Genomic DNA, 19389 nt, shown 5'->3' with positions numbered 1-19389 from the left:
TTCGAATGCGTGGCGGTGCTCCTGTCGGCCGACTTGTACCGGTCCAGGGTCGGGACCGCCACGAGCACAGGAGAAATCCAATCACTATTCAGTTCAACCACACCATTGTCGGATGCAAGGACAACCGGGAATCCGCCGAATTCTGGGGCGACGTTCTCGGATTGGAAGTGGGAGATCAATGGGGGCCGTTCATTCCGATCGCGGTAGGCAACGGCGTCACCTTCGATCTCGCTACGGTGCCCCCGGATCTGCCGGGTGGCATTCAGCCGCAGCATTACGCATTCCTGGTCTCGGAGGACGAATTCGATTCGGCCTACGCGAAGATCCGGGAGCGTGGGCTCACCTATTGGGCGGACCCGCGCAAGCAGGGCGTCAACGAGATCAACCACAATGACGGTGGTCGCGGAATCTACTTCGAGGATCCCAGTGGCCACTACCTGGAGCTGATCACCGTCCCGTACGGCGGCTGGCCGAACTAGCATCCGAAAGCAAGCGCCCGCCGCGTATTCGACGCGGCGGGCGCTGCGTCGTTCAGGCGGAGACGGCTACGCCCCGGGTCAGGGAAGCCATGGTCTTCGGCCACTGGTAGAACTGATCGATCTCGCGAATCTCGAAACCCGCGCCCTCGACCAGTCCGCGAATATCGCGATTGAGGTGACAGCCGCCGGCGTAGGCCTTCTGGATGGGATTGAGCCGGTGCTGCCAGACCTGCACCTTCCGGTCCGGCGCGAGTCCGTGTTCGACGAAGTGGAAAGTGCCGCCGGGCACCAGCACCCGCCGCACCTCCGAAAGCGCCGCTTTCACATCAGGGATGGTGCACAGCGTCCAGGTGGACAGCGCCGAGTCGAAGCTGTCGTCCTCGAATGGCAGCGACTGCCCGTCCAGACCGGCCCGTTCGACCGGGACCGGGGCGGCCGCGAGCCGCTTCGCGGCCATCCGCCAGCCCAGATCGGCGGGCTCGACCGCGCTGACGGACTTCACCCCCTCCGGATAGAACGGCACATTGCGCCCGGACCCGAATCCGATTTCGACCACGCGACCGTGCAGCCCGGCGCAGGTCTGCTTCCGGATCGGGTCGAGAAACTTCGAGCCGCACGTCAGATCGACGAACCGGGGTAGCACCCGGTCTTCGTAAATTCCCACCACACCACTGTCCCAGCGGAAGCCGGTGCGCGCCACGATCTAGCGCGGCGGAGCGACGCGGGTCAGCCAGGCTGTGAGGTAGTCGAGAACCTGCGGGTCGATGGTGGTGTCGATGGTGGCGTATTCGGCGGGCAGCCCGGTGTCCGCGGCCTGGAACAGGTGGTTGAGGCCGTCGAAGACGTGCACGGTGGCATCGGGGCCGGCGGCCAGCAGGGCGCGCATGGGGCCCTCGTTCTGGGCGACCGGCACCTGAATGTCCTTGCCGCCGAACACCGCGAGCACCGGAATCCGCAGCGCCGACAGCGCCGGCGCCGGATCGTAGACGACCAGGGACGCCATGTACTGGGTCACCAAGGCGTCTACCGCCTCCTTGGGCGCGCGCTGCTCGGCGGGCAGGTTCTCATTGTGGCGATGCGCGAACCGGCGGGCCTCCTCCATATCGCCGATGCGGAAGATATTGGACAGCCCGGACAGGAAGCCGATCTCGCTGGACACCTCCTTCGGTGTCGCGCCCTCCGCGGCCAGCATGAGCTCGGTCTGCTCGAGCAGCACCTCCGAGCCCGTCACCGCGGGCCCGGCCAGCAGGATCACGAAGGCGATTCCGCTGTCGGGTCGCGTGGCCGCCAGTGGCGCGAGGTAGCCGCCCTCGCTGTGGCCGAGCAAACCGATGCGTTTGCCGTCGATCTCCGAGCGGCCGCGCAGGAAGCTCACCCCGGCGGCGATATCGTCGGTCAGGTCCTGATAGGTGGAGTGGTCGAGAGTGCCCCCGGTGCCGCCCACCCCGCGATCGTCGGTGCGCAGCACGGCATACCCGGCGCGGGTGAACACGTCCGCGAGCAGCAGGAACGGCTTGTGGCCCAGTAGATTCTCATCGCGATCCTGCGGCCCGCTGCCGGTGACCAGCACGACGGCCGGATGCGGGCCGGGCGTCTGCGGCAGGGTCAGCGTGCCCGCGACGGTGATCTCGCCGCTGCGATAGCCGACGTCCTCGGACCGGTACGGGAAGGGCGGCTGCGGTTCCTGCGGCCGCGGCGGGGTCGGCACCCGCCCGGGGATCAGCGTGAGCGGCGCCTGCTTCCCGAATTGGGTGAACTCGCCCGTGATGCGGTTCGCGCCCTCGTCGTAGCTGCCCTGGAAGGACGGGTCCCCGGGGACCTCGGGGATCGCCCAGGCCACCAGGTTCCGATCGGTCTGCACCTCGGTGAGCGGCAGGGTCATGACATTCTGCACCGGAATGTCGATGGTGGCGCGGCGGTCATTGGTGAAGTTGACGCCCACCGCCAGCCGGTTGTCCGGCATCTCGATGGTGCCGTGCCAGTCCCCGGTGACACGTGGCGCCGGCTCGGGCCGGGTCTGCGAACAGCCCGGCACGAAGGCGATGACGACCAGCAGGGCCGGCAGCAGCGACCGCAGCGCGCGCATGATCCCAGGGTACGCACCGACCCGGCGGTCCGGACTCGATCCGCGCGGGTCCGCGGCGGGCCCGATCAGGCCGCCGTGATCACGACCTCGCTGGTCGAGGTCACATGTCCATTACCCTTCGGACACTCGAAATAACCTCTGAGGCAAAGGGAATAACTGTCTGATCCAGTCATTGCCCAGCCTTGGTATCCGCTCGTACCGTGGTGAGGGTGAGCAATGTCGCTTCCTCCCCGGGACTCTCGGACCTACCCACCGGTGTGGGCGGGTACGCGGTCGACGGATTCGGTCCGCTGGTACGAACTTTCGCGCGCCTGGTCGGCGGTCATCCCGGAGGCGGGGGAGCGCTCACGGTGCTCCGGCACGGCGAACCGCTCGTCGAGATCCGGGTCGGCGACAGCGCGCCCGGCCGGGAGTGGGGACCCGACACCGGATCCATCGTCTTCTCGGCCACCAAGGGCATTGCCGCCACGGTGATCCACCGGCTCGCGGATCGCGGATTGCTCGACTACGACGCGCCCGTCGCCGCCTACTGGCCGGAATTCGCCGCCCATGGCAAGGAGCGGATCACGGTGCGGCAGCTGCTCTCGCACCGCGCGGGCCTGTCCGGGCTGCCGCCCATTGCCCGCGGCCTCGACGACGTGCTCGATCACCGCCTCATGGAGGAGCGCCTCGCGGCCGCGAAACCCGATCACCTGCTGGGCATTCCGACCTATCACGCACTGACCTTCGGCTGGCTGCTGGCCGGCCTCGCCCGCGCCGTCACCGGTCGCGGCATGGGCGAACTGTTCCGCACCGAGATCGCCGAACCCCTCGGCACGGATGGCATTCACCTGGGCGCCCCGCCGGTCGGCAGCACGACCACCGCCGCCATCCTGCTCGGCAACCGTCTCGCCCCGGTCGGCACCACCTATGTCTCGCTGGTGCTGGGCCGCGCCTACGGTTTCCCCGGCGCTCCCGGTGCGGCCGCGCGCGCCCTGTTCCTGCCCGGCCTGGACGCCTTCCTGGAGGGCGACACCCCGCCCATCCTCGCCACCGAACTGCCCGCCGGCAATGGCGTCTGCACCGCCACCGGCCTGGCCACCCTCTACAGCCCGCTGGCCAACGAGGGCATGATCGCCGGCCGCCGCTTCCTCTCCCCGCGCACCGTCAAGGCCATGCGCAGAATCGAGTCCTACCGCCTCGACCACGCCCTGTTCTACATCCCGATGCTCTGGCACATGGGCTACCACTCGCTCCCCATGCCGGGCGCCCGCACTGGCTTCGGCCATATCGGCATGGGCGGTTCCTTCGGCTGGGCCGATCCCGGAACCGGCATCTCCGTGGGATTCGTGCACAACCGACTGGGCATCGGTTCGATCGGATCCGATCAGCTGGCGTCAGCGTGGGTGCTGCCGCTGGTGGTGCGGGGCGCACGCGCCGCGCGCCGCACCACCACACGCACCGAGCGCCGCGCGGCCTGATCGAGGCCTCGCTGTCACCGAAGACGGAAGTCTATGATCCGACCGCGCGATCGTACCGGCGGTGTTACCGTGGGTGTCATGACGCTGAAACGCTCGGTCAGCTTCGCCGATGACACCGCCGCCTACATCAAAGATCTCGACAACGCCTCGGCGTACATCAATGCGCTCATTCGCCGCGACATGATCCGCCGGGAAATTGCCGCCGCTGCCGCGTCACGCACCACCGACGACGAGCAGTTCACCACCGATGCCGCTGTCGCCGCCGCCGACATGTGGGCAGCCGAGTGAGCGGATTGCCCGCACAAGGTGAAATCTGGACGGTCACCGTGAAGGCGGCCAACCTCACTCGTGAATATCTCGGCGTCGTCATCACCGGCACCGATTCGATTCACGCCGACCACGCGGTAGCGATCGCGCGGGTGCGCGACACCGAGACCGTGCCGTCGGCACGAAACCTGTTGTCGGTGCCCATCCCCGGCCGGGCAGCGGTAGGTGCGGTGTACGACATCGCCGCGTTCCCGTGTTCCTGGTTTACGCAGCGACACGGCGTTCTCGACGAGGCATCGATGATCCACCTGCGGGCGGCGCTCAAAGCGTATTTCGATCTGAACGATTGATGGTGCGGTGCTTGGGCCGCTACCGCGGATCGAGGGGGGAAACGGCGGCCCGGTGTTCTTCATGGAGAACTTCGCCGCCTTCAACCGCCCCATGGTCACCCCCGACGGCCAGTTGCTGGTGAATCTCGCTGTCCGAGCGGATGTCCCGGTGAACCTCATCTCCACCGACGACATCTCCGCCCTGTGCGCCGCCCACCCGGATCTGATGGACTTCCGCGCCTGGCTGCACACGTCCGGGGCCGCCGCGGAACTGATTCGCCAGATCCGCGGCGGCCTGCCCCCGGCAGCGGTGTGAGCGATGGGCTCCCCGCGCGGCCTAGGCCGAGTGGACCCAATCCGCCAGGGCCGCATCGAGATCGGCCTGGCCGCGAGCGCCGACCCAGGCGATGTAGCCGTCCGGCCGGATCAGCATGGGGCGCTGGTCCGGGTCGGCGGCGAGGGCGACCCGGACGCGCTCGCCCTGGCCGTTCACCGCCACCGGGGTGGGGGTCACCAGGACGAAGGCGCCTGCGCGCAGGGCCTCGTAGAGGCGGCCGGTGTCGCCGGTGAGGGGGATGTCGGTGGCGCGGGTGCCGACCAGGTGGTTCGCGCCGTGCGGGTGCGGGTAGGTGAAGCCGATGCCCGAGATGGATCCGGCGATCTTGTGGGCGATCGGCGGCAGCGAGAGTGCGCCGCCGGCGAGGGTATTGCGCACCAGCTGGCCGATCTTGGATTCCAGCATGGCGCCGCGGATGATGGCGCCGCTGCTGCGCAGCACCTCCTGGCCCACCGGGTGGCGTTCGGCGTGGTAGGTGTCGAGCAGGCCGTCGGGGGCCCAGCCCTGTACGGCGGCGGCGAGTTTCCAGCCGAGGTTGGCGGCGTCCTGCAGGCCGGTGTTCATGCCCTGGCCGCCGGCGGGGGAGTGTACGTGCGCCGCATCGCCGGCCAGGAAGACTCGGCCCACCCGGTAGTGCTCGACCTGGCGTTCGTCGCTGTGGAAGCGCGAGAGCCAGCGCGGGTCGTGCATGCCGAAATCGGTGCCGAGGGCGCGTTGTACGACCTCGCGCAGCTCCTCGAGGGTGACCGGCTCGGTATCGGGCAGCTGGTTGCGGCGGTTCCAGGCGAAGATGCGGAACCAGCCGTCGCCGAAGGGGGCCACGAAGGCGAAGGCGTCGCCGACGCCATTGACCGCGAGGACATCGGTGGGCGGTTCGCTCAGCCGCACATCGGCCAGCATGATGGACTTCAGCACCGACTTGCCGGGGAACTCCAGGCCCAGAGTCTCGCGCACGCGGCTGTGGTAGCCGTCCGCGCCGACCAGGTACTGCGCCCGCACGGTGTGCACCGAATCCGCGTGCCGCACTTGCGCGTCCACGCCGTCGCCGGTGTCGGTGAAGGTGATCAACTCGGCCGCGGTCACCAGATTGGCGCCCAATTCCAGTGCGCGCTTGCGGAGTACGTCCTCCACATGGGTCTGCGGGGTGATGAGCAGGTAGGGGAAGCGGCTGTCGAGGAGCTTGCCCAGATCGACCTCGGCGTGGTCGAACAGCCGCAGCTTGTCGATGGTGGCGCCGCCCGCGAGCACCTCCTCGGCGATGCCGCGCGCGTCCAGCTGTTCCAGGGTGCGGGCGTGCACGCCGAAGGCGCGGGTGAGGTCGGAGCCGTGGGCGTGCTTCTCCACGAGGGTGACGGCCACTCCGGCGCGGGCGAGATCCCCGGCGAGCAGGAGTCCGGTAGGTCCGCCACCGATAACCAGGACATCGGTCTTTTCCGGAATCATAATGTGCTCCAAGCTTTTCGATCAGGTCAACTTGTGTTGGCCAACGCTTGTTGACAACTGTAAGCGCCCCGTCCTGTTTGGTCAACACATGTTGGCCTACACTCGTTGACATGACTGCGGAACGAACCAGAAGGTCCGATGCGACCCGCGCCGCGATCCTGACCGCCGCCCGCGAACGCTTCGCCCGCGACGGCTACGACCGCGCCACCATCCGGGCCATTGCCGCCGACGCCGGCATCGACCCGGCCATGGTCATGCGCTACTACGGCTCCAAGGACAAGCTCTTCGCCCTGGCCGCCGAATTCGACCTGGCGCTACCGGATTTCGCCGATGTTCCCGAGGACGGGCTCGGACACGCCCTGGTGAGCTTCGCGATCCAGCGCTGGGAATCCGATGAGACCCTCGCCGCGCTGCTGCGCGCGGCGGTCACCAATGAGGGTGCGGCGGAGAAGATGCGCGCCATCTTCGCGGGCCAGGTGGTGCCGATGATCCAGGCGCGCGGCATCGATCCGGCGGAGGCGGCGACGCGGGCGGGCCTGGTCGGCACCCAGCTGCTCGGAGTGGCGCTGTGCCGCTTCGTCTTGCGCGTCCCGCCGGTGGTCGCCATGACCACCGGGGAACTCATCGATTGGCTGGGCCCCACGGTCCAGCGCTATCTCACCGGAGGCCGCTAGCCGGTCCGGCCGTGGGGCGCAGGCGTTCTCGCCGTCAGTCCAGGATCGCGGCGAGATCGAGGCGGGCGAGGCGGTCCGAGTCGGCGAGCAGGTCGATGGCGGCGATCCGGTCGCCGGCGACGGTGAAGCTCATGATCGAGACCACCGCGCCGTCCGCGGCGGTGTTGACCAGACCGGAGAGGCCGTTGACCAGCACCGGGTGGGTGGTGCAGAGCAGCGCCATGCGCTGGAAGGTCTCGGCCTGCCCGGCCACCGTGGCCGCGCCGCGCAGCACCTGCAGACCACCCGGCAGGGCGGCGCCGGCGTCGGCGCGCAGCACCACTTCCGGATCGAGAATCGAGACCAGGGCATGGAAATCGCCGTCGCGCGCCGCGGCCAGGAAGGCGTCTACGACCCGGCGCTGCCGGGCCCGGTCGGTATCGGGCACCGGCACCTCGCCCTGGACGCGGCGGCGCGCCTGGCTGGCCAGCTTCTTCGCGGTCTGCGGCGTGCGATCGACGATCGGGGCGATCTGATCGAAGGGCAGGGCGAACATATCGTGCAGCACGAAGGCCAGGCGCTGCGCCGGGCTCAGCGATTCGAGCACCACCAGCAGCGCCATGCCGACCGAATCGGCCAGCAGCGCTTGCTGTTCCGGATTCGCCTCGCTGTCGCGGGTGATGACCGGATCGGGCAGCTGCTGCGCCTCCAGTGATTCCTCCGGATGAGAGCGGCGCGAGCGCAGCACATCCAGGCAGACCCGGCTGACGACGGTGGTGAGCCAGCCGCCCAGATTGTCGATGGCATCCGCGTCGGTCCCGGCCAGCCGCAGCCACGCCTCCTGCACCGCGTCCTCGGCCTCGGTGAGCGAGCCGAGCATCCGGTACGCCACGGCGCTCAGATGATCGCGGTGGTCCTCGAACCGGTCGGCCAGGAACTCGAGCTCGTTCACGTGTTTCCCTCTCGGATGTCTTCTGTCGATCATGAATGGTGCCGGATGCGGCAGACCGCGGGGGCGGTCCTCATCGCCACCCCCGCGATCACTGCTCGCATCCGGCGGTCAGGGTTTCTGCAGCTGCCGGGCGGCCAGCGCGCTGGCTACGAAAACCAGTGGCGTGGCCCACTTGTCGGGCTTGTCGCCCACCGCGATATGCGAGACGGCCGCGCCGCCGTAGACGAAAACCAGTCCGGCGTAGGCCCATTCCTTGGTGCGGGGATGTCCCGGCGTGACCAGCGCGGCGATGGCCGCCGCCTTGGCCGCACCCAGGATGGTGGCGAAGTACATCGGATATCCCAGGCGGTCGAACACATCCCGCACATAGGAGATCCGCGAGAAATCCCAGTACGACCCCACCGCGGTCTCGGCCAGCAGCACCGTGCCCGGAATCCACCGGGCCGCCGTGAGCGCCCGCGACCGGGCGCTCACGAGTCGCCCGCTTCGCTGTTGTCCCAGATCTGCCCGGCGGGCTCGCGGACCACATTGTTGACGATATTGAACATGGTGCCGCCGGCGAGCCAGAGCGTCAGCGCCGCCCGCTGCTTCTCGTCGTAATGACGCGAGAGCTCGTCCCACAGCTCGTCGGAGACCATGGCGCCGCCGCTGTGCGCCATGCCGGTGATGGCCTCGGCGAAGGCCAGCGCGGCGCGTTCGGCGTCGGTGAAGTACGGGGCGTTGCGCCAGGCGGCCACGGTGGCGATCTGGTCGTCGGTGATGCCCTCCTTCTTCGCCAGCTGCACCTCGGCCCACAGGCAGGCGGTGCCGCCATTGATCTGGCTGGCCCGCATGGCGGCTATGGCCAGGGTCGACTTGGGAATGTCGGCGCTGAAGACGGCCTGCTCGAGGGCCCTCGGAATCGCCGTGCCCGCTTCGGGCAGCAGATAGAACGGGTTGGTCATGCGCAGGGTCATGATGAATTCTCCTCAGTGAGCGTTGATTTCGGTGGCCGCGCGATGCAGCACGGCGGCCAGCCGCTTGTTCTCCGGGGCATGGAAGGCGAAGGCGGCCCGGCGGCGGGTGTAGCCGTAGGTGAGGCCGCTGTGCGGATCGGCGAAGCCGTCCGACCCGGCGGAACCGGTGTGGCCGAAGGCGTGCACCCCCAGGAACGGGTACATCAGGCCCTTCGCCTCGAAGCCCACGCAATAGGGCGCGTCCTCGCCGCGCACCAGATCCTTTCCGCCGGAATGGATCATGGCCACCTCGACAATGGTGTCCAGCTTCAACAGCGGCTCGCCGCCGTCGATGCCGGAGATGGCCGCGGCGTACATGGTGGCCAGGCCATTGGCGCTGCCGACACCGCCGCCCGAGGCCTGGCCGAGCCGGCGCACCGCCGGATTGTTCGGCACGGCCATCACATCGGCGGGGGTGAACCCGCGGTAGTTGAGGTTGTAGGAGATGCCCGGAATGCTGTGCGGGTTGGGCGAATTCGCCGCGAACGCCGCCTCCATCTCCGGCGTCGCCCGCCACGGCAGGATCTCCAGGTAGCGGTGATCCAGCTCCTCCGGCAGGCCCAGGTACACGTCCAGGTTGTACGGCGCGCGAATGCGCTCCTCGAAGATCTCCTGGATGGTCGAGCCGGTGATCCGGTGGATCACCTCGCCGACAATGGCGTAGGTGACGAAGCCGCCGTAGCCGTGCACGGTGCGGGGCGCGAAATAGGGCCGCTGGCCCGCCACCCGTGCCGCGATGACCCGGTCGTCGGCGAACTCGGCGCGGCTGAATCCGCCGTCGGCGCCGATGAGTCCCGACCGGTGCACCAGCACGTCCCGCACGGTGATGCCGGCCTTGCCCGCCGCGGCGAACGCCGGCCAGAAGTCGGCGACGGGGCGGTCGATATCGAGGACGCCCTCCTGGATCAGCAGCGCCACCACCAGAGCGGACGCGCCCTTGGTCGACGAGTGCAGGCCCGTCAGCGTGTCACCGGTGATCTCCGGTCCGGCCCAGAGATCGACGACTTGCCGTCCGCGCACGAACGCGGCCAGCTGGGCGCCGGACTCGCCGTCCTCCTCGGCCACCACGGCCGCGAATTCCGCACGGACGGACTCGAATCCGTCCGCGACGGTGCCGTGTACTTCGATCTTGCTCATTGTGCTCGCTCCTTCCGTCTGAATCGGTGTTCTGATTCATTGACGGAGGGCGGAGCGAAAAGGTGACCGCGGGAGTATTCGGACCCGGCCCCCTCATTGCGGCCGGGTCCGCCTCGCCTTCGGCGTCGTGGTCTTTGCCTGCGGCGTGGTCCTACTTACTGCGGGTGCGGGTACTACTTCTTGTCGGCGCGGATGGCCTCGAAGACGTTGGGGTCGACCAGGGTCGAGGTGTCGCCGAGTTCGCGGCCCTCGGCGACGTCGCGCAGCAGGCGGCGCATGATCTTGCCGGAGCGGGTCTTGGGGAGCTCGGGGACGATATGGATCTCGCGGGGCCGGGCGATGGGACTGATCTCGCGGGAGACCTCGGCCTTCAGGTCGGCGATCAGCGCTTCGCCGGTGTTCTCTGCCTCTGCGGTCAGGATGACGAAGGCGACAATGCCCTGACCGGTGGTGTCGTCGGAGGCGCCGACCACGGCGGCCTCGGCGACCCCGGAGTGACCGACCAGCGCCGACTCCACCTCGGCGGTGGAAATGCGGTGGCCCGACACATTCATGACATCGTCCACGCGGCCCATGACCCAGAGATCGCCCTCGGCGTCGAGGCGCGCGCCATCACCGGCGAAATACCAGCCGGTGGCGGCGAATCGCGCCCAATAGGTTTCGCGGAAGCGGTCGGGATCACCCCAGATGCCGCGGGCCATGGACGGCCACGGCTGGTCGAGGACGAGCAGTCCGTCGGCATTGCGGTCGCCCAGGTCATTGCCGTCCTCGTCGACGATGCGGGCGGAGATGCCGGGCAGCGGGGTCATGGCCGCGCCGGGCTTGGTCGCGGTGACGCCGGGCAGCGGGGAGATCATGATGGCGCCGGTCTCGGTCTGCCACCAGGTGTCCACGATGGGGGTCTTGTTGCCGCCCACCACATCCCGGTACCAGCGCCAGGCCTCCGGGTTGATCGGCTCGCCCACCGAGCCCAGCAGGCGCAGCGACGACAGATCGTGGGAGTCCGGGATCTCGCGACCCCACTTCATGAATGTGCGCACCAGCGTCGGGGCGGTGTAATAGATGCTGACGCCGTACTTTTCGATGATCTGCCAGTGCCGGTGCTCATCGGGGAAATTCGGGGTGCCCTCGTAGACGACCTGCGTCGCGCGATTCGAGAGCGGGCCGTACACGATGTAGGAGTGCCCGGTCACCCAGCCGATATCAGCGGTGCACCAGTACACGTCCTGCCCCGGCTTGTGGTCGAAGACGTAGTGGTGGGTGTACGACGCCTGGGTCAGATAGCCACCCGAGCTGTGCAGGATGCCCTTCGGCTTCCCGGTCGTGCCGGAGGTGTAGAGGATGAACAGCGGATGCTCGGCGTCGAACGCCTGCGCCTCATGCTGATCGGAGGCATTGGCGACGGTGTCGTGCCACCACAGGTCGCGGCCCTCGGTCATGGGGGTGTCGATGCCGGTGCGGCGCACCACGAGCACGTGCTCGACGGTCGAATCACCCTCGGCGGCAAGGGCTTCGTCGACGGCCTCCTTCAAGGGCGCGGGCTTGCCGCGCCGCCACTGGCCATCGGTGGTGATGACCAGCCGCGCCTCGGCGTCGTCCACCCGCTGGCGCAGCGCGCTCGCCGAGAAACCGGCGAAGACGACCGAGTGCACGAGCCCGAGGCGTGCGCACGCCAGCATGGAGACGATCGCCTCGGGAATCATCGGCATGTAGATGGCGACGCGATCGCCCGCCGTCAACCCCAGCGATGTGAACTGATTTGCGGCCCTTGACACCTCGGCCAGCAGATCGCCGTAGGTGATGGTCCGCGAATCGCCCGGTTCACCCTCCCAGTGGATGGCCACCTGATCGCCGTGCCCGTCGAGGACGTGGCGGTCCACGCAGTTGTAGGCCACATTGAGCGTGCCGTCGCCGAACCAGCGGGCCACGGGAGCGCCGGACCAGTCCAGCACCTCGGTGAAGGGCCGATGCCAGTGCAGCCGCCGGGCCTGTTCGGCCCAGAACGCCTCCCGATCCGAAGCCGCCGCGTCGTACAGCGGCGATCCGGCATTCGCTTGCGCCACGAACTGCTCGCTCGGCGGGTAGGCCACGGGCACGCGCTCCGCGGTCGTGGTCTCGTCGGGCCGGGTCGTGGTGGTCACTGCGAAAATCTCCTAATCGAATCGGGGGGCGTTCCGGGGCGCGGAATCAGTGCGCGACAGCCTTTTCGGCGCCGACACCGGTGAGGGAGCGAACCTCCATCTCGGCGGCCTTGGCCGGGTCCTCGTCGTTCTTGCCGAGGAAGGTGCCGACAATGCCGAGCACGAAGGCCAGCGGGATGGACACGATGCCCGGGTTGGACAGCGGGAACCAGTCGAAGTCCATGCTGGACAGCATGGCCGTCTTGGAACCGGACACGGCGGGGGAGAAGACGATCAGGACAATGGTCGAGATCAGGCCGCCGTACATGCTCCACAGCGCGCCGGTGGTGTTGAAGCGCTTCCAGAACAGCGAGTACAGGATGGTCGGCAGATTCGCCGCCGCCGCGACCGCAAAGGCCAGCGCCACCAGGAAGGCGATGTTCTGGCCATTGGCCAGGATGCCCAAGCCGATGGCGAGAATGCCGATCACGATGGCGGTGATGCGGGACACCCGCACCTGCTCGTTCTCACCGGCCTTGCCGCGCTTGACGACTCCGGCGTAGATGTCGTGCGCGAAGGAGGTCGAGGCCGTGATGGTCAGGCCCGCCACCACCGCGAGGATGGTCGCGAACGCGACCGCGGAGATGACGCCCAGCAGCACCACGCCGCCGAGTTCGAAGGCCAGCAGCGGGGCCGCGGAGTTCTGCCCGCCCGCCGCGGCCAGAATGCGGTCCGGGCCGACGATGGCGGCGGCGCCGTAGCCGAGCACCAGGGTGAACAGGTAGAAGGCGCCGATCAGGCCGATGGCCCACACCACCGAGCGGCGGGCTTCCTTGGCGGTCGGCACGGTGTAGAAGCGCATGAGCACGTGCGGCAGGCCGGCGGTTCCGAGCACCAGGGCCAGGCCCAGCGACAGGAAGTTCAGCTTCGACATGGAGCTGCCGCCGTACTGTGCGCCCGGGGCCAGCACATCACGCTGTGCGACAGTCTTGTTCGTCGACTCCGACACGAATTGCTGTGCCGAACCCAGGATGTCGGACAGGTTGAAGCCGTACTTGGCCAGCACCATGACGGTCATGATGCCCGCGCCGGCGATCAGCAGCACGGCCTTGATGATCTGCACCCAGGTGGTGCCCTTCATGCCGCCGACCAGCACGTACAGAATCATGAGGACGCCGACCACGGCGATCACGACCGCCTGCCCGGTCTTGTCGCTGACATTCAGCAGCAAGGCGACCAGACCGCCCGCGCCCGCCATCTGCGCCAGCAGATAGAACAGGCACACGGTGAGCGTGGTGAGCGCGGCGGCCGCGCGCACCGGCCCCTGCTTGAGCCGGAAGCTCAGCACATCGGCCATGGTGAATTTGCCGGTGTTGCGGAGCATTTCGGCCACCAGCAGCAGCGCTACCAGCCAGGCGACGAGGAATCCGATGGAGTACAGGAACCCGTCGTAGCCGTACACCGCGATGGCGCCGGCAATGCCGAGAAAGCTTGCCGCGGACAGATAGTCGCCCGCGATGGCGACGCCGTTCTGCGGTCCGGAGAAGCCGCGGCCACCGGTGAAGAAGTCGGCGGCGGTGGCATTGCTGCGGCTGGCGCGGATGACGATGACCATGGTCACGGCCACGAACAGCGCGAAGATGCCGATATTGGCGGCCGGATTGCCGACGGCCGCGGCGGCGAGATAGCCGGTGCTCATGCGTGCTTGCCCTCCATGTGCTCGCGAATGGCGGCGGCGCGCGGGTCGAGTTCACGATTGGCGAATCGCACGTACAGGCCGGTGATGACGAAGGTCGAGACGAACTGGGCCAGGCCCAGCAGCAGCCCGGCATTGATGTTCCCGACCACCTTGGTCGCCATGAAGTCGTGCGCGTAGGCGCCCAGCAGCACGTACACCAGATACCAGGCCAGGAACAGGGCGGTCATGGGGAAGACGAAGCGGCGCAACCGGTGTCGCAGTTCCTGGAACTCCGGGCTGGCCTGTACGGCGGTGAATTCCGCTGCCGTGGGCGGACTCGGCGGGTTCTTGCCGAGATCGGTGCTGCTCATCGAGGGGTCCTAGCGTGTGACGTGGCTTACGTACCCCGGACGTTAGCGAGGACCGTGTGACGGAAACATGATGTGGCGCGGGTCACTCGGCGAAGGTGCCCGGCTGTGCGGTGAACGGTCGCTTCGGCGCGATGAGCGGTCCGGCCTGGCGTGAGCCGGGTTCACGGTCCGCGCCCAGGCCCAGGCCCTCGGGGGCGTGCATGCGCACGAAGATGCGGCCGACCTCGCGCGCGGACTGGCCCGGGCTCAGCTTGCTGACCACGATCATCGTCAGGAAGGCCAGCGGCACGCTGACCGCCGCCGGATAGCCGAGCACCGCCGCGAGCCAGCCGCCCGCCAGATGCGCGGGGACGCCGCCGGAGACCGAGACCACGGTGGCGGTGCCCGCGGTGAGCCCGCCCGCCAGCAAGCCGGCCGCCGCGCCCCGCGCCGTGAGACCCCGCCACCAGATGCCCAGCACCAGCAGCGGGCACAGGGTCGAGGCGGCGACGGCGAAGGCCAGGCCGACCGTGCGGGACAGGTCCAGGGAGGCCACCGCGAACGAGAGTCCCAGCGGCACAGCGCCGGACACCAGCGCGGCCACCCGGAAATCACGGATGCGGCCGCGCAGGATATCGGTACTGACAACGCCGGCAATGCTGACCAGCAGGCCGGAGGAGGTCGACAGGAAGGCCGCGATGGCGCCGGCGGCGACCAGCGCGCCCAGCAGCTCGCCCGGCAGACCGTCGAGGACCGAGCCCGGCAGCAGCAGGACCGCGGCATCGGACTTGTCCGCGCTCACCAGGCCCGGGACGTAGAGTCGCGCGAACACGCCCAGCAGGGTGGGGAACAGGTAGAACAGGCCGACCAGGCCGATCACCGTGACCGCGGTCGAACGGGCCGCGCGCCCATCGGGATTCGTGTAGAACCGCACCAGCACATGCGGTAACCCCATGGTCCCCAGGAAGGTCGCGGCAATCAGCGAATACACCTGGAACATCGGATGCGGCCCGCCCAGTCCGCCGCCCGGGGTCAGCCAATCGGCGCCCGCCGCGGAGAGTTCGGTGGTATCGAAGACGCGGTCACCGCGCAGGAAATGCGCGGCCAACACCAGTGCGGGTAGTGCGACGGCGGTCAATTTCAGCCAGTACTGGAAGGCCTGCACGAAGGTGATCGAGCGCATGCCGCCGCTGGCGACGGTGCCGATCACAATGGCGGCCACCGCGACCGCGCCCACCCAGCCCGGAACGCCGAGCAGAATCCGCAGCGTCAGGCCCGCGCCCTGGAACTGCGGAATCAAATACACCGCGCAGATGAGCACCACGGTGAGCGCCGACAATCGCCGCAAACGCAGTGAGCCGAGCCGGAATTCGGCGAAGTCGGGAACGGTGTAGGCGCCCGAGCGGCGCAATGGCGCGGCCACGAACAACAGCAGTCCGAGATATCCCGCGGTGAAGCCCACCGGATACCAGAGCGCATCCGCGCCGTACTTGGCGATCAGCCCGGCGACACCGAGAAACGAAGCCGCCGAAAGGTATTCCCCCGATATGGCCGCGGCATTCCAGCCCGCGCCCACACTGCGCGAGGCCACCAGGAAATCCGAGGTGGTCCGGGCCAGCCGCACGCCGTAGACGGCGATGCCCACGCTGGCGATCGCCGCCAGCAGCAGCGCCGCCAAGGTGATTCCCGGCATGGTCGGCGAATCCACCTCAGTCACCGGTCAATTCGCCGAAATCATGTTCATTGCGATCAGAAAGGCGGACATAGATCCGGCCGATACCGAACAGCAGGGGATAGGCCGCGACCCCCAGCAGCACCCACGGCACCCGCACGCCCGCCACCTCGGCGGACCCCAGGCCGGTCGAGAACAGCAGGGGCAGCGCTCCCAGCACGATGACCGTCACCACCGCGAGCCGCACCGCCAGCCCGAACTGGGCGCGGATCAGGCCGCCGATCAGCACGGCTCCGACCTCGGTCTGTTCGGCCACCTCCACCCGGGTGCGCACCATGCGCGCGCCGCGCCGTTCCGCGAGGACGACCCGCTCCCGGGGGCGGGGCCGCTCCGCGCTCACCGCTGCGTCCGGTTCCGCGGCGGGTTGGGGACCAGCCGCTGTTTGAGTTCGCGCACCTGCCGGCGCGCCACCGGCAGCTCCACCGCCGGCGAATCCCCTTCGGCGCGTAGGCACACCACCGTCCCGGTGCCCACCGTGCGCAATCCGGTCACCTGCCGCAGGGCGACCAGATAGGAGCGGTGCACGCGCACGAAACCGGCCTCCCGCCACCGGTTCTCCAGTTCCGACAAGGGAATCCGCACCAAATGCGATCCGGATCCGGTGTGCAGTCGCGCGTAATCCCCGTCGGCCTCGACCCAGCTGACTTCGGCGCGATCCACCAGTGTGGTCACCCCGCCGAGTTCCACCGGAATGACCTCGTGCGGATCGGTCCGGACCGCCCCGGGCGGGGGCGCATTCCGGCCGACGGCAATGCGCCGCACCGCTTCCGCCAATCGTGCTTCCCGCAGCGGCTTCAGCAGATAGTCCACGGCGCCGAGATCGAATGCGGCCACCGCTTTGTCGTCATGCGCCGTCACGAATACGACCGCGGGCGGATTCGCGAACTCCGAGAGGATCCCCGCCAGCTCCATCCCGTCCAGTCCCGGCATATTGATATCCAAGAACACGGCATCCACCGGGTGCGCCCGCAACTCCCGCAGGGCCGCCGTGGCATCCCCCGCCGCGTATATCTGCCCGACCTCACTCTGCGCCCGCAGCAAATAGACCAGCTCATCCAAGGCCGGCTTCTCGTCATCCACGGCCAACACGCGCAGCACGCCCGGCTCCCTGTCGGTGGTCTGAGTCACAACTGATCCATCGTACGGTGCAAACCAGACGGTCGACCTCGGCCCTCGCGCGCGGCGGGACCCGAACGGTTCAGCGCAGCAGGTTGATGATCTTGCGGTAGGCGAGGCGGGTGGGCGGCGACAGCTGGGTCCAGGTGATGGGGCCGCCTTCGGCCAAATGGGTGTCGTAGGGAATCTCGGTCACGGCCCGCACATACTTGCCCAGGTAGGTGCGCGCGTGCTGGGCGACGCCGGGGCCGTCGGTCGGATGCTGGCGGGTGACCACGATGAGGGCGTCCGCCAAGTGGTGTTCGCCGAAATTGTCGTCGAGCCAGATGAGCGCGGGCTTGAGCCGGTTCACCGCGTCCGGGCGGGCGGCGAGCGTGATCACCAGTGCGATGCGGGGGTCCGAGAGGAGGGGGGTGACCATGCGATTGGTGACGGGGGAGCCGCCGTCGTAGATGGGCAGGCAGCCCGCGGCGGAGAGGTCGCGATGCACCGAGGAGTAGCTCTCGCGCCGCGGCAGCGCCTCCGGGCCGCGCGGCAGCACGCCGAAGCTGGAACTGTTCTCACCGCAGCTGTCCAATACCGAGGGCGCCAGCCCCCGCGGCCCCATATTGAGCCAGGTCTGCACGGTGCCCGCCGGGTCGATCTTGTCGCACCCCCGCCGCGCCAGGTCGCCGCCGGTGGCGCTGGCATCGACGACGATCGGCGACCGCTCCTCGTAATCGGATGCGACGGCGGCGGCCACGCCCAGGGCCGTGGTGGTGGTGCCCGCCCCGCCGGAACTGCCCATCACCAGGATGGGCGGCACCTCCGCCCACAGCAGGAATCCGTCGGTGTCGTGCAGGCGCACGACATCGGTGGGCGCGCCGGGCGGAGGCTGGCGTAGTAGCAGTGATAGATCCGTGGGAGTGGCGGAAAGCTCGGCGGGGTGATCGGGGTAATTGTCGAACACTCGAGATCCCTTTGTGTGAGCGGCATTCGGTCCAACAGATTCCGCAGCGCCTCCCGACCGACCCAACCTGCGCACTCCGCAATACAAAGCAGTTCAGCATCGATCGACCCGCGCCCCGTCCACACCCTCACCGCGTAGACGAGATTCCCCTGCGCCACGACATCTTCGATGAGTTCTTCAGTTCCAGCCCGCGTACCCCCTACAGCCGCGTCTCGATCAAGACCTCAAAAAACATGCACTGCAATGTCTTTCAATTGCGCCAAATACTACACCGAACCCGCCCCCCACATGGATCGATCTTGTCATCCGCTCACCCTCCCCAGCGCCTCTCGCCACCGTAGATTTCCGCCACACCAATCACTTTCGCCACAACCACCCGCCCGACGCGCATCGCACCAGTAATCGGAAACGGCGTCGACCGGGAACCGGTGGCGGCATTTCGCGAGTAGGTCCCGCCATCAGTTCCCGGTCGGTGGCGTATCACTCAAGCGGGCGCGGATTCGGGTGGGCGGGTGGCCGAGTTCGCGGCGCAGGACTCGGGTGAGGTGGGACTGGTCGCTGAAGCCGAGGTCGGCGGCCAGGGCGGCCAGGTTGGATTCGCCTCGGTCGAGGCGGGACAGGGCTTCGCTTATTCGGATTCGGTTGCGGTAACGGGAGATCGGGAGGCCGATGTGGTGATGGAAGGTTCGGCTCAGGTGGGCGGGGGAGGTGTTCAGGTGGCGGGCCAGGGTGAGGAGGGTGGCGCCGGCGGGGGCGCCGGTGAGGATTGCTCGGCGGGCCCGGTCCGCTAGATCGGCTCGGCCGGGGGCGGGGGCGGCGGTGGGTTGTGCGCGGAGGGCCAGGGTCAGCAGGTGGATTACGGCTTCGGTGGTGGCGAAGTCGGGGTCTCGGGTGGTGCGGAGGAGGATTCGGTGAGCCAGCTCCAGGCGGGGGTCCACGCGGATCGAGGGGGAGGGGGCGGACTCCATGCCTTCGGTGAGGGCGTGGTCGGTGAAGGTGATGGAGGTGCAGGCGTCGCCGCCGGCGGGGTGGGCGAAGCGGAGTTCTTCACCGGGGCGGTGCAGGTAACCGGCGGTGGGGTCGGCGGTGAAGTGGCGGCCTCGGGAATCGAGGCGGAAGTGGCCGCGGCGGACCAGGACGATTTGCGGGCCGGGCGGGGCCTCGGCGGCCGACCAGCGAGTGTGGTCGTCGGTGCAGTCGACAGCGCGGATCACGAAGTGGGGGGTGGTGATCACCGTTCGCGCGTGGAGCACCAGGTGAGTTTAAGGGTGGGGACCGACAGGTTCGATGCGCATATTTGTTCAAG

General features: G+C 68.5%; 21 protein-coding genes. 6 read left to right on the top strand and 15 right to left on the bottom strand.

Annotation, left to right across the window (positions count from 1 at the left end; all coding sequences use genetic code 11):
* Positions 1–80 precede the first annotated feature (80 nt).
* On the top strand, positions 81–479 hold the full coding sequence (locus ACYQ5L_RS26410) for a VOC family protein (protein ID WP_459963546.1): 399 nt from the start codon (positions 81–83) through the stop codon (positions 477–479).
* Between the two features lie 52 nt (positions 480–531).
* Here the strand turns inward: ACYQ5L_RS26410 and ACYQ5L_RS26405 are convergent, their stop codons facing one another.
* Entirely contained in the window at positions 532–1143 is a 612-nt protein-coding gene (locus ACYQ5L_RS26405; RefSeq protein WP_459960975.1) for a class I SAM-dependent methyltransferase, read from the bottom strand.
* A 39-nt stretch (positions 1144–1182) separates the two neighbouring features.
* A complete protein-coding gene (locus tag ACYQ5L_RS26400; protein WP_459960974.1) occupies positions 1183–2565 on the bottom strand; it encodes an alpha/beta hydrolase family protein in 1383 nt (460 codons plus the stop codon).
* 209 nt (positions 2566–2774) lie between these two features.
* Here ACYQ5L_RS26400 and ACYQ5L_RS26395 point away from each other — a divergent pair, with 209 nt between their 5' ends.
* The 4 genes from ACYQ5L_RS26395 to ACYQ5L_RS26380 all read left to right on the top strand — a co-directional run bounded on the left by ACYQ5L_RS26395 (position 2775) and on the right by ACYQ5L_RS26380 (position 4937).
* A complete protein-coding gene (locus tag ACYQ5L_RS26395) occupies positions 2775–4025 on the top strand; it encodes a serine hydrolase domain-containing protein (RefSeq protein ID WP_459960973.1) in 1251 nt (416 codons plus the stop codon).
* Positions 4026–4103: 78 nt separating this feature from the next.
* Complete coding sequence (locus tag ACYQ5L_RS26390) at positions 4104–4313, top strand: hypothetical protein (RefSeq protein ID WP_459960972.1); 210 nt, start codon at positions 4104–4106, stop codon at positions 4311–4313.
* Between the two features lie 38 nt (positions 4314–4351).
* Positions 4352–4642 (top strand): hypothetical protein, encoded by a 291-nt coding sequence (locus ACYQ5L_RS26385; protein WP_459960971.1) that lies wholly within the window; start codon positions 4352–4354, stop codon positions 4640–4642.
* Positions 4643–4703: 61 nt separating this feature from the next.
* Positions 4704–4937, top strand: a complete 234-nt coding sequence (locus ACYQ5L_RS26380; RefSeq protein ID WP_459960970.1) for a hypothetical protein — start codon at positions 4704–4706, stop codon at positions 4935–4937.
* Between the two features lie 21 nt (positions 4938–4958).
* On the opposite strand, the gene ACYQ5L_RS26375 is transcribed toward ACYQ5L_RS26380, so the two are convergent.
* Positions 4959–6401, bottom strand: a complete 1443-nt coding sequence (locus ACYQ5L_RS26375) for an FAD-dependent monooxygenase (protein ID WP_459960969.1) — start codon at positions 6399–6401, stop codon at positions 4959–4961.
* A gap of 110 nt (positions 6402–6511) precedes the next feature.
* On the opposite strand from ACYQ5L_RS26375, the gene ACYQ5L_RS26370 reads away from it, so the two are divergent.
* Positions 6512–7075, top strand: coding sequence for a TetR/AcrR family transcriptional regulator (locus tag ACYQ5L_RS26370; protein ID WP_459960968.1), 564 nt, complete (start codon positions 6512–6514; stop codon positions 7073–7075).
* A 34-nt stretch (positions 7076–7109) separates the two neighbouring features.
* Here the strand turns inward: ACYQ5L_RS26370 and ACYQ5L_RS26365 are convergent, their stop codons facing one another.
* The 12 genes from ACYQ5L_RS26365 to ACYQ5L_RS26310 form a co-directional block, all read right to left on the bottom strand.
* A complete protein-coding gene (locus tag ACYQ5L_RS26365; protein WP_379202454.1) occupies positions 7110–8006 on the bottom strand; it encodes a sigma-70 family RNA polymerase sigma factor in 897 nt (298 codons plus the stop codon).
* 108 nt (positions 8007–8114) lie between these two features.
* Complete coding sequence (locus ACYQ5L_RS26360) at positions 8115–8480, bottom strand: DoxX family protein (RefSeq protein ID WP_459960967.1); 366 nt, start codon at positions 8478–8480, stop codon at positions 8115–8117.
* Positions 8477–8962: a carboxymuconolactone decarboxylase family protein gene (locus tag ACYQ5L_RS26355; protein ID WP_459960966.1), complete on the bottom strand. Its 486-nt coding sequence runs from the start codon at positions 8960–8962 to the stop codon at positions 8477–8479. The genes ACYQ5L_RS26360 and ACYQ5L_RS26355 overlap by 4 nt, the downstream gene beginning before the upstream one ends.
* Before the next feature lie 12 nt (positions 8963–8974).
* The gene (locus ACYQ5L_RS26350; RefSeq protein ID WP_459960965.1) at positions 8975–10138 is read right to left on the bottom strand and encodes a serine hydrolase domain-containing protein; all 1164 of its coding nucleotides are present in this window, start codon (positions 10136–10138) and stop codon (positions 8975–8977) included.
* 173 nt (positions 10139–10311) lie between these two features.
* On the bottom strand, positions 10312–12279 hold the full coding sequence (gene acs, locus ACYQ5L_RS26345) for an acetate--CoA ligase (RefSeq protein ID WP_459960964.1): 1968 nt from the start codon (positions 12277–12279) through the stop codon (positions 10312–10314).
* Between the two features lie 46 nt (positions 12280–12325).
* Positions 12326–13957, bottom strand: coding sequence for a solute symporter family protein (locus ACYQ5L_RS26340; protein WP_459960963.1), 1632 nt, complete (start codon positions 13955–13957; stop codon positions 12326–12328).
* The gene (locus ACYQ5L_RS26335; RefSeq protein WP_459960962.1) at positions 13954–14307 is read right to left on the bottom strand and encodes a DUF485 domain-containing protein; all 354 of its coding nucleotides are present in this window, start codon (positions 14305–14307) and stop codon (positions 13954–13956) included. The genes ACYQ5L_RS26340 and ACYQ5L_RS26335 overlap by 4 nt, the downstream gene beginning before the upstream one ends.
* Before the next feature lie 82 nt (positions 14308–14389).
* Positions 14390–15979 (bottom strand): sodium/solute symporter, encoded by a 1590-nt coding sequence (locus ACYQ5L_RS26330; protein WP_459963545.1) that lies wholly within the window; start codon positions 15977–15979, stop codon positions 14390–14392.
* 16 nt (positions 15980–15995) lie between these two features.
* Complete coding sequence (locus tag ACYQ5L_RS26325; protein ID WP_459963544.1) at positions 15996–16295, bottom strand: hypothetical protein; 300 nt, start codon at positions 16293–16295, stop codon at positions 15996–15998.
* 59 nt (positions 16296–16354) lie between these two features.
* A complete protein-coding gene (locus ACYQ5L_RS26320; protein WP_459960961.1) occupies positions 16355–17146 on the bottom strand; it encodes a LytR/AlgR family response regulator transcription factor in 792 nt (263 codons plus the stop codon).
* Between the two features lie 70 nt (positions 17147–17216).
* The gene (locus tag ACYQ5L_RS26315) at positions 17217–18083 is read right to left on the bottom strand and encodes a MinD/ParA family ATP-binding protein (RefSeq protein WP_459960960.1); all 867 of its coding nucleotides are present in this window, start codon (positions 18081–18083) and stop codon (positions 17217–17219) included.
* 458 nt (positions 18084–18541) lie between these two features.
* Positions 18542–19336 carry a helix-turn-helix domain-containing protein gene (locus ACYQ5L_RS26310; RefSeq protein ID WP_459960959.1) on the bottom strand — a complete coding sequence of 265 codons (795 nt, stop codon included), beginning with the start codon at positions 19334–19336 and terminating at the stop codon, positions 18542–18544.
* Between the last annotated feature and the right edge of the window lie 53 nt (positions 19337–19389).

The organism is Nocardia sp. IFM 10818, from assembly GCF_054655275.1.
Note: the sequence above shows the minus strand (reverse complement) of the source record. Positions and strands in the feature narration are given on the sequence as shown.

What these genes read in the sequence shown, in the direction of transcription:
- ACYQ5L_RS26400 (WP_459960974.1), bottom strand. Translation starts at nt 2,565, where the DNA reads ATGCGCGCGCTGCGGTCGCTGCTGCCGGCCCTGCTGGTCGTCATCGCC.
- ACYQ5L_RS26390 (WP_459960972.1), top strand. Translation starts at nt 4,104, where the DNA reads ATGACGCTGAAACGCTCGGTCAGCTTCGCCGATGACACCGCCGCCTAC.
- ACYQ5L_RS26380 (WP_459960970.1), top strand. Translation starts at nt 4,704, where the DNA reads ATGGAGAACTTCGCCGCCTTCAACCGCCCCATGGTCACCCCCGACGGC.
- ACYQ5L_RS26375 (WP_459960969.1), bottom strand. Translation starts at nt 6,401, where the DNA reads ATGATTCCGGAAAAGACCGATGTCCTGGTTATCGGTGGCGGACCTACC.
- ACYQ5L_RS26370 (WP_459960968.1), top strand. Translation starts at nt 6,512, where the DNA reads ATGACTGCGGAACGAACCAGAAGGTCCGATGCGACCCGCGCCGCGATC.
- ACYQ5L_RS26355 (WP_459960966.1), bottom strand. Translation starts at nt 8,962, where the DNA reads ATGACCCTGCGCATGACCAACCCGTTCTATCTGCTGCCCGAAGCGGGC.
- ACYQ5L_RS26350 (WP_459960965.1), bottom strand. Translation starts at nt 10,138, where the DNA reads ATGAGCAAGATCGAAGTACACGGCACCGTCGCGGACGGATTCGAGTCC.
- ACYQ5L_RS26340 (WP_459960963.1), bottom strand. Translation starts at nt 13,957, where the DNA reads ATGAGCACCGGCTATCTCGCCGCCGCGGCCGTCGGCAATCCGGCCGCC.
- ACYQ5L_RS26335 (WP_459960962.1), bottom strand. Translation starts at nt 14,307, where the DNA reads ATGAGCAGCACCGATCTCGGCAAGAACCCGCCGAGTCCGCCCACGGCA.
- ACYQ5L_RS26330 (WP_459963545.1), bottom strand. Translation starts at nt 15,979, where the DNA reads ATGCCGGGAATCACCTTGGCGGCGCTGCTGCTGGCGGCGATCGCCAGC.
- ACYQ5L_RS26325 (WP_459963544.1), bottom strand. Translation starts at nt 16,295, where the DNA reads ATGGTGCGCACCCGGGTGGAGGTGGCCGAACAGACCGAGGTCGGAGCC.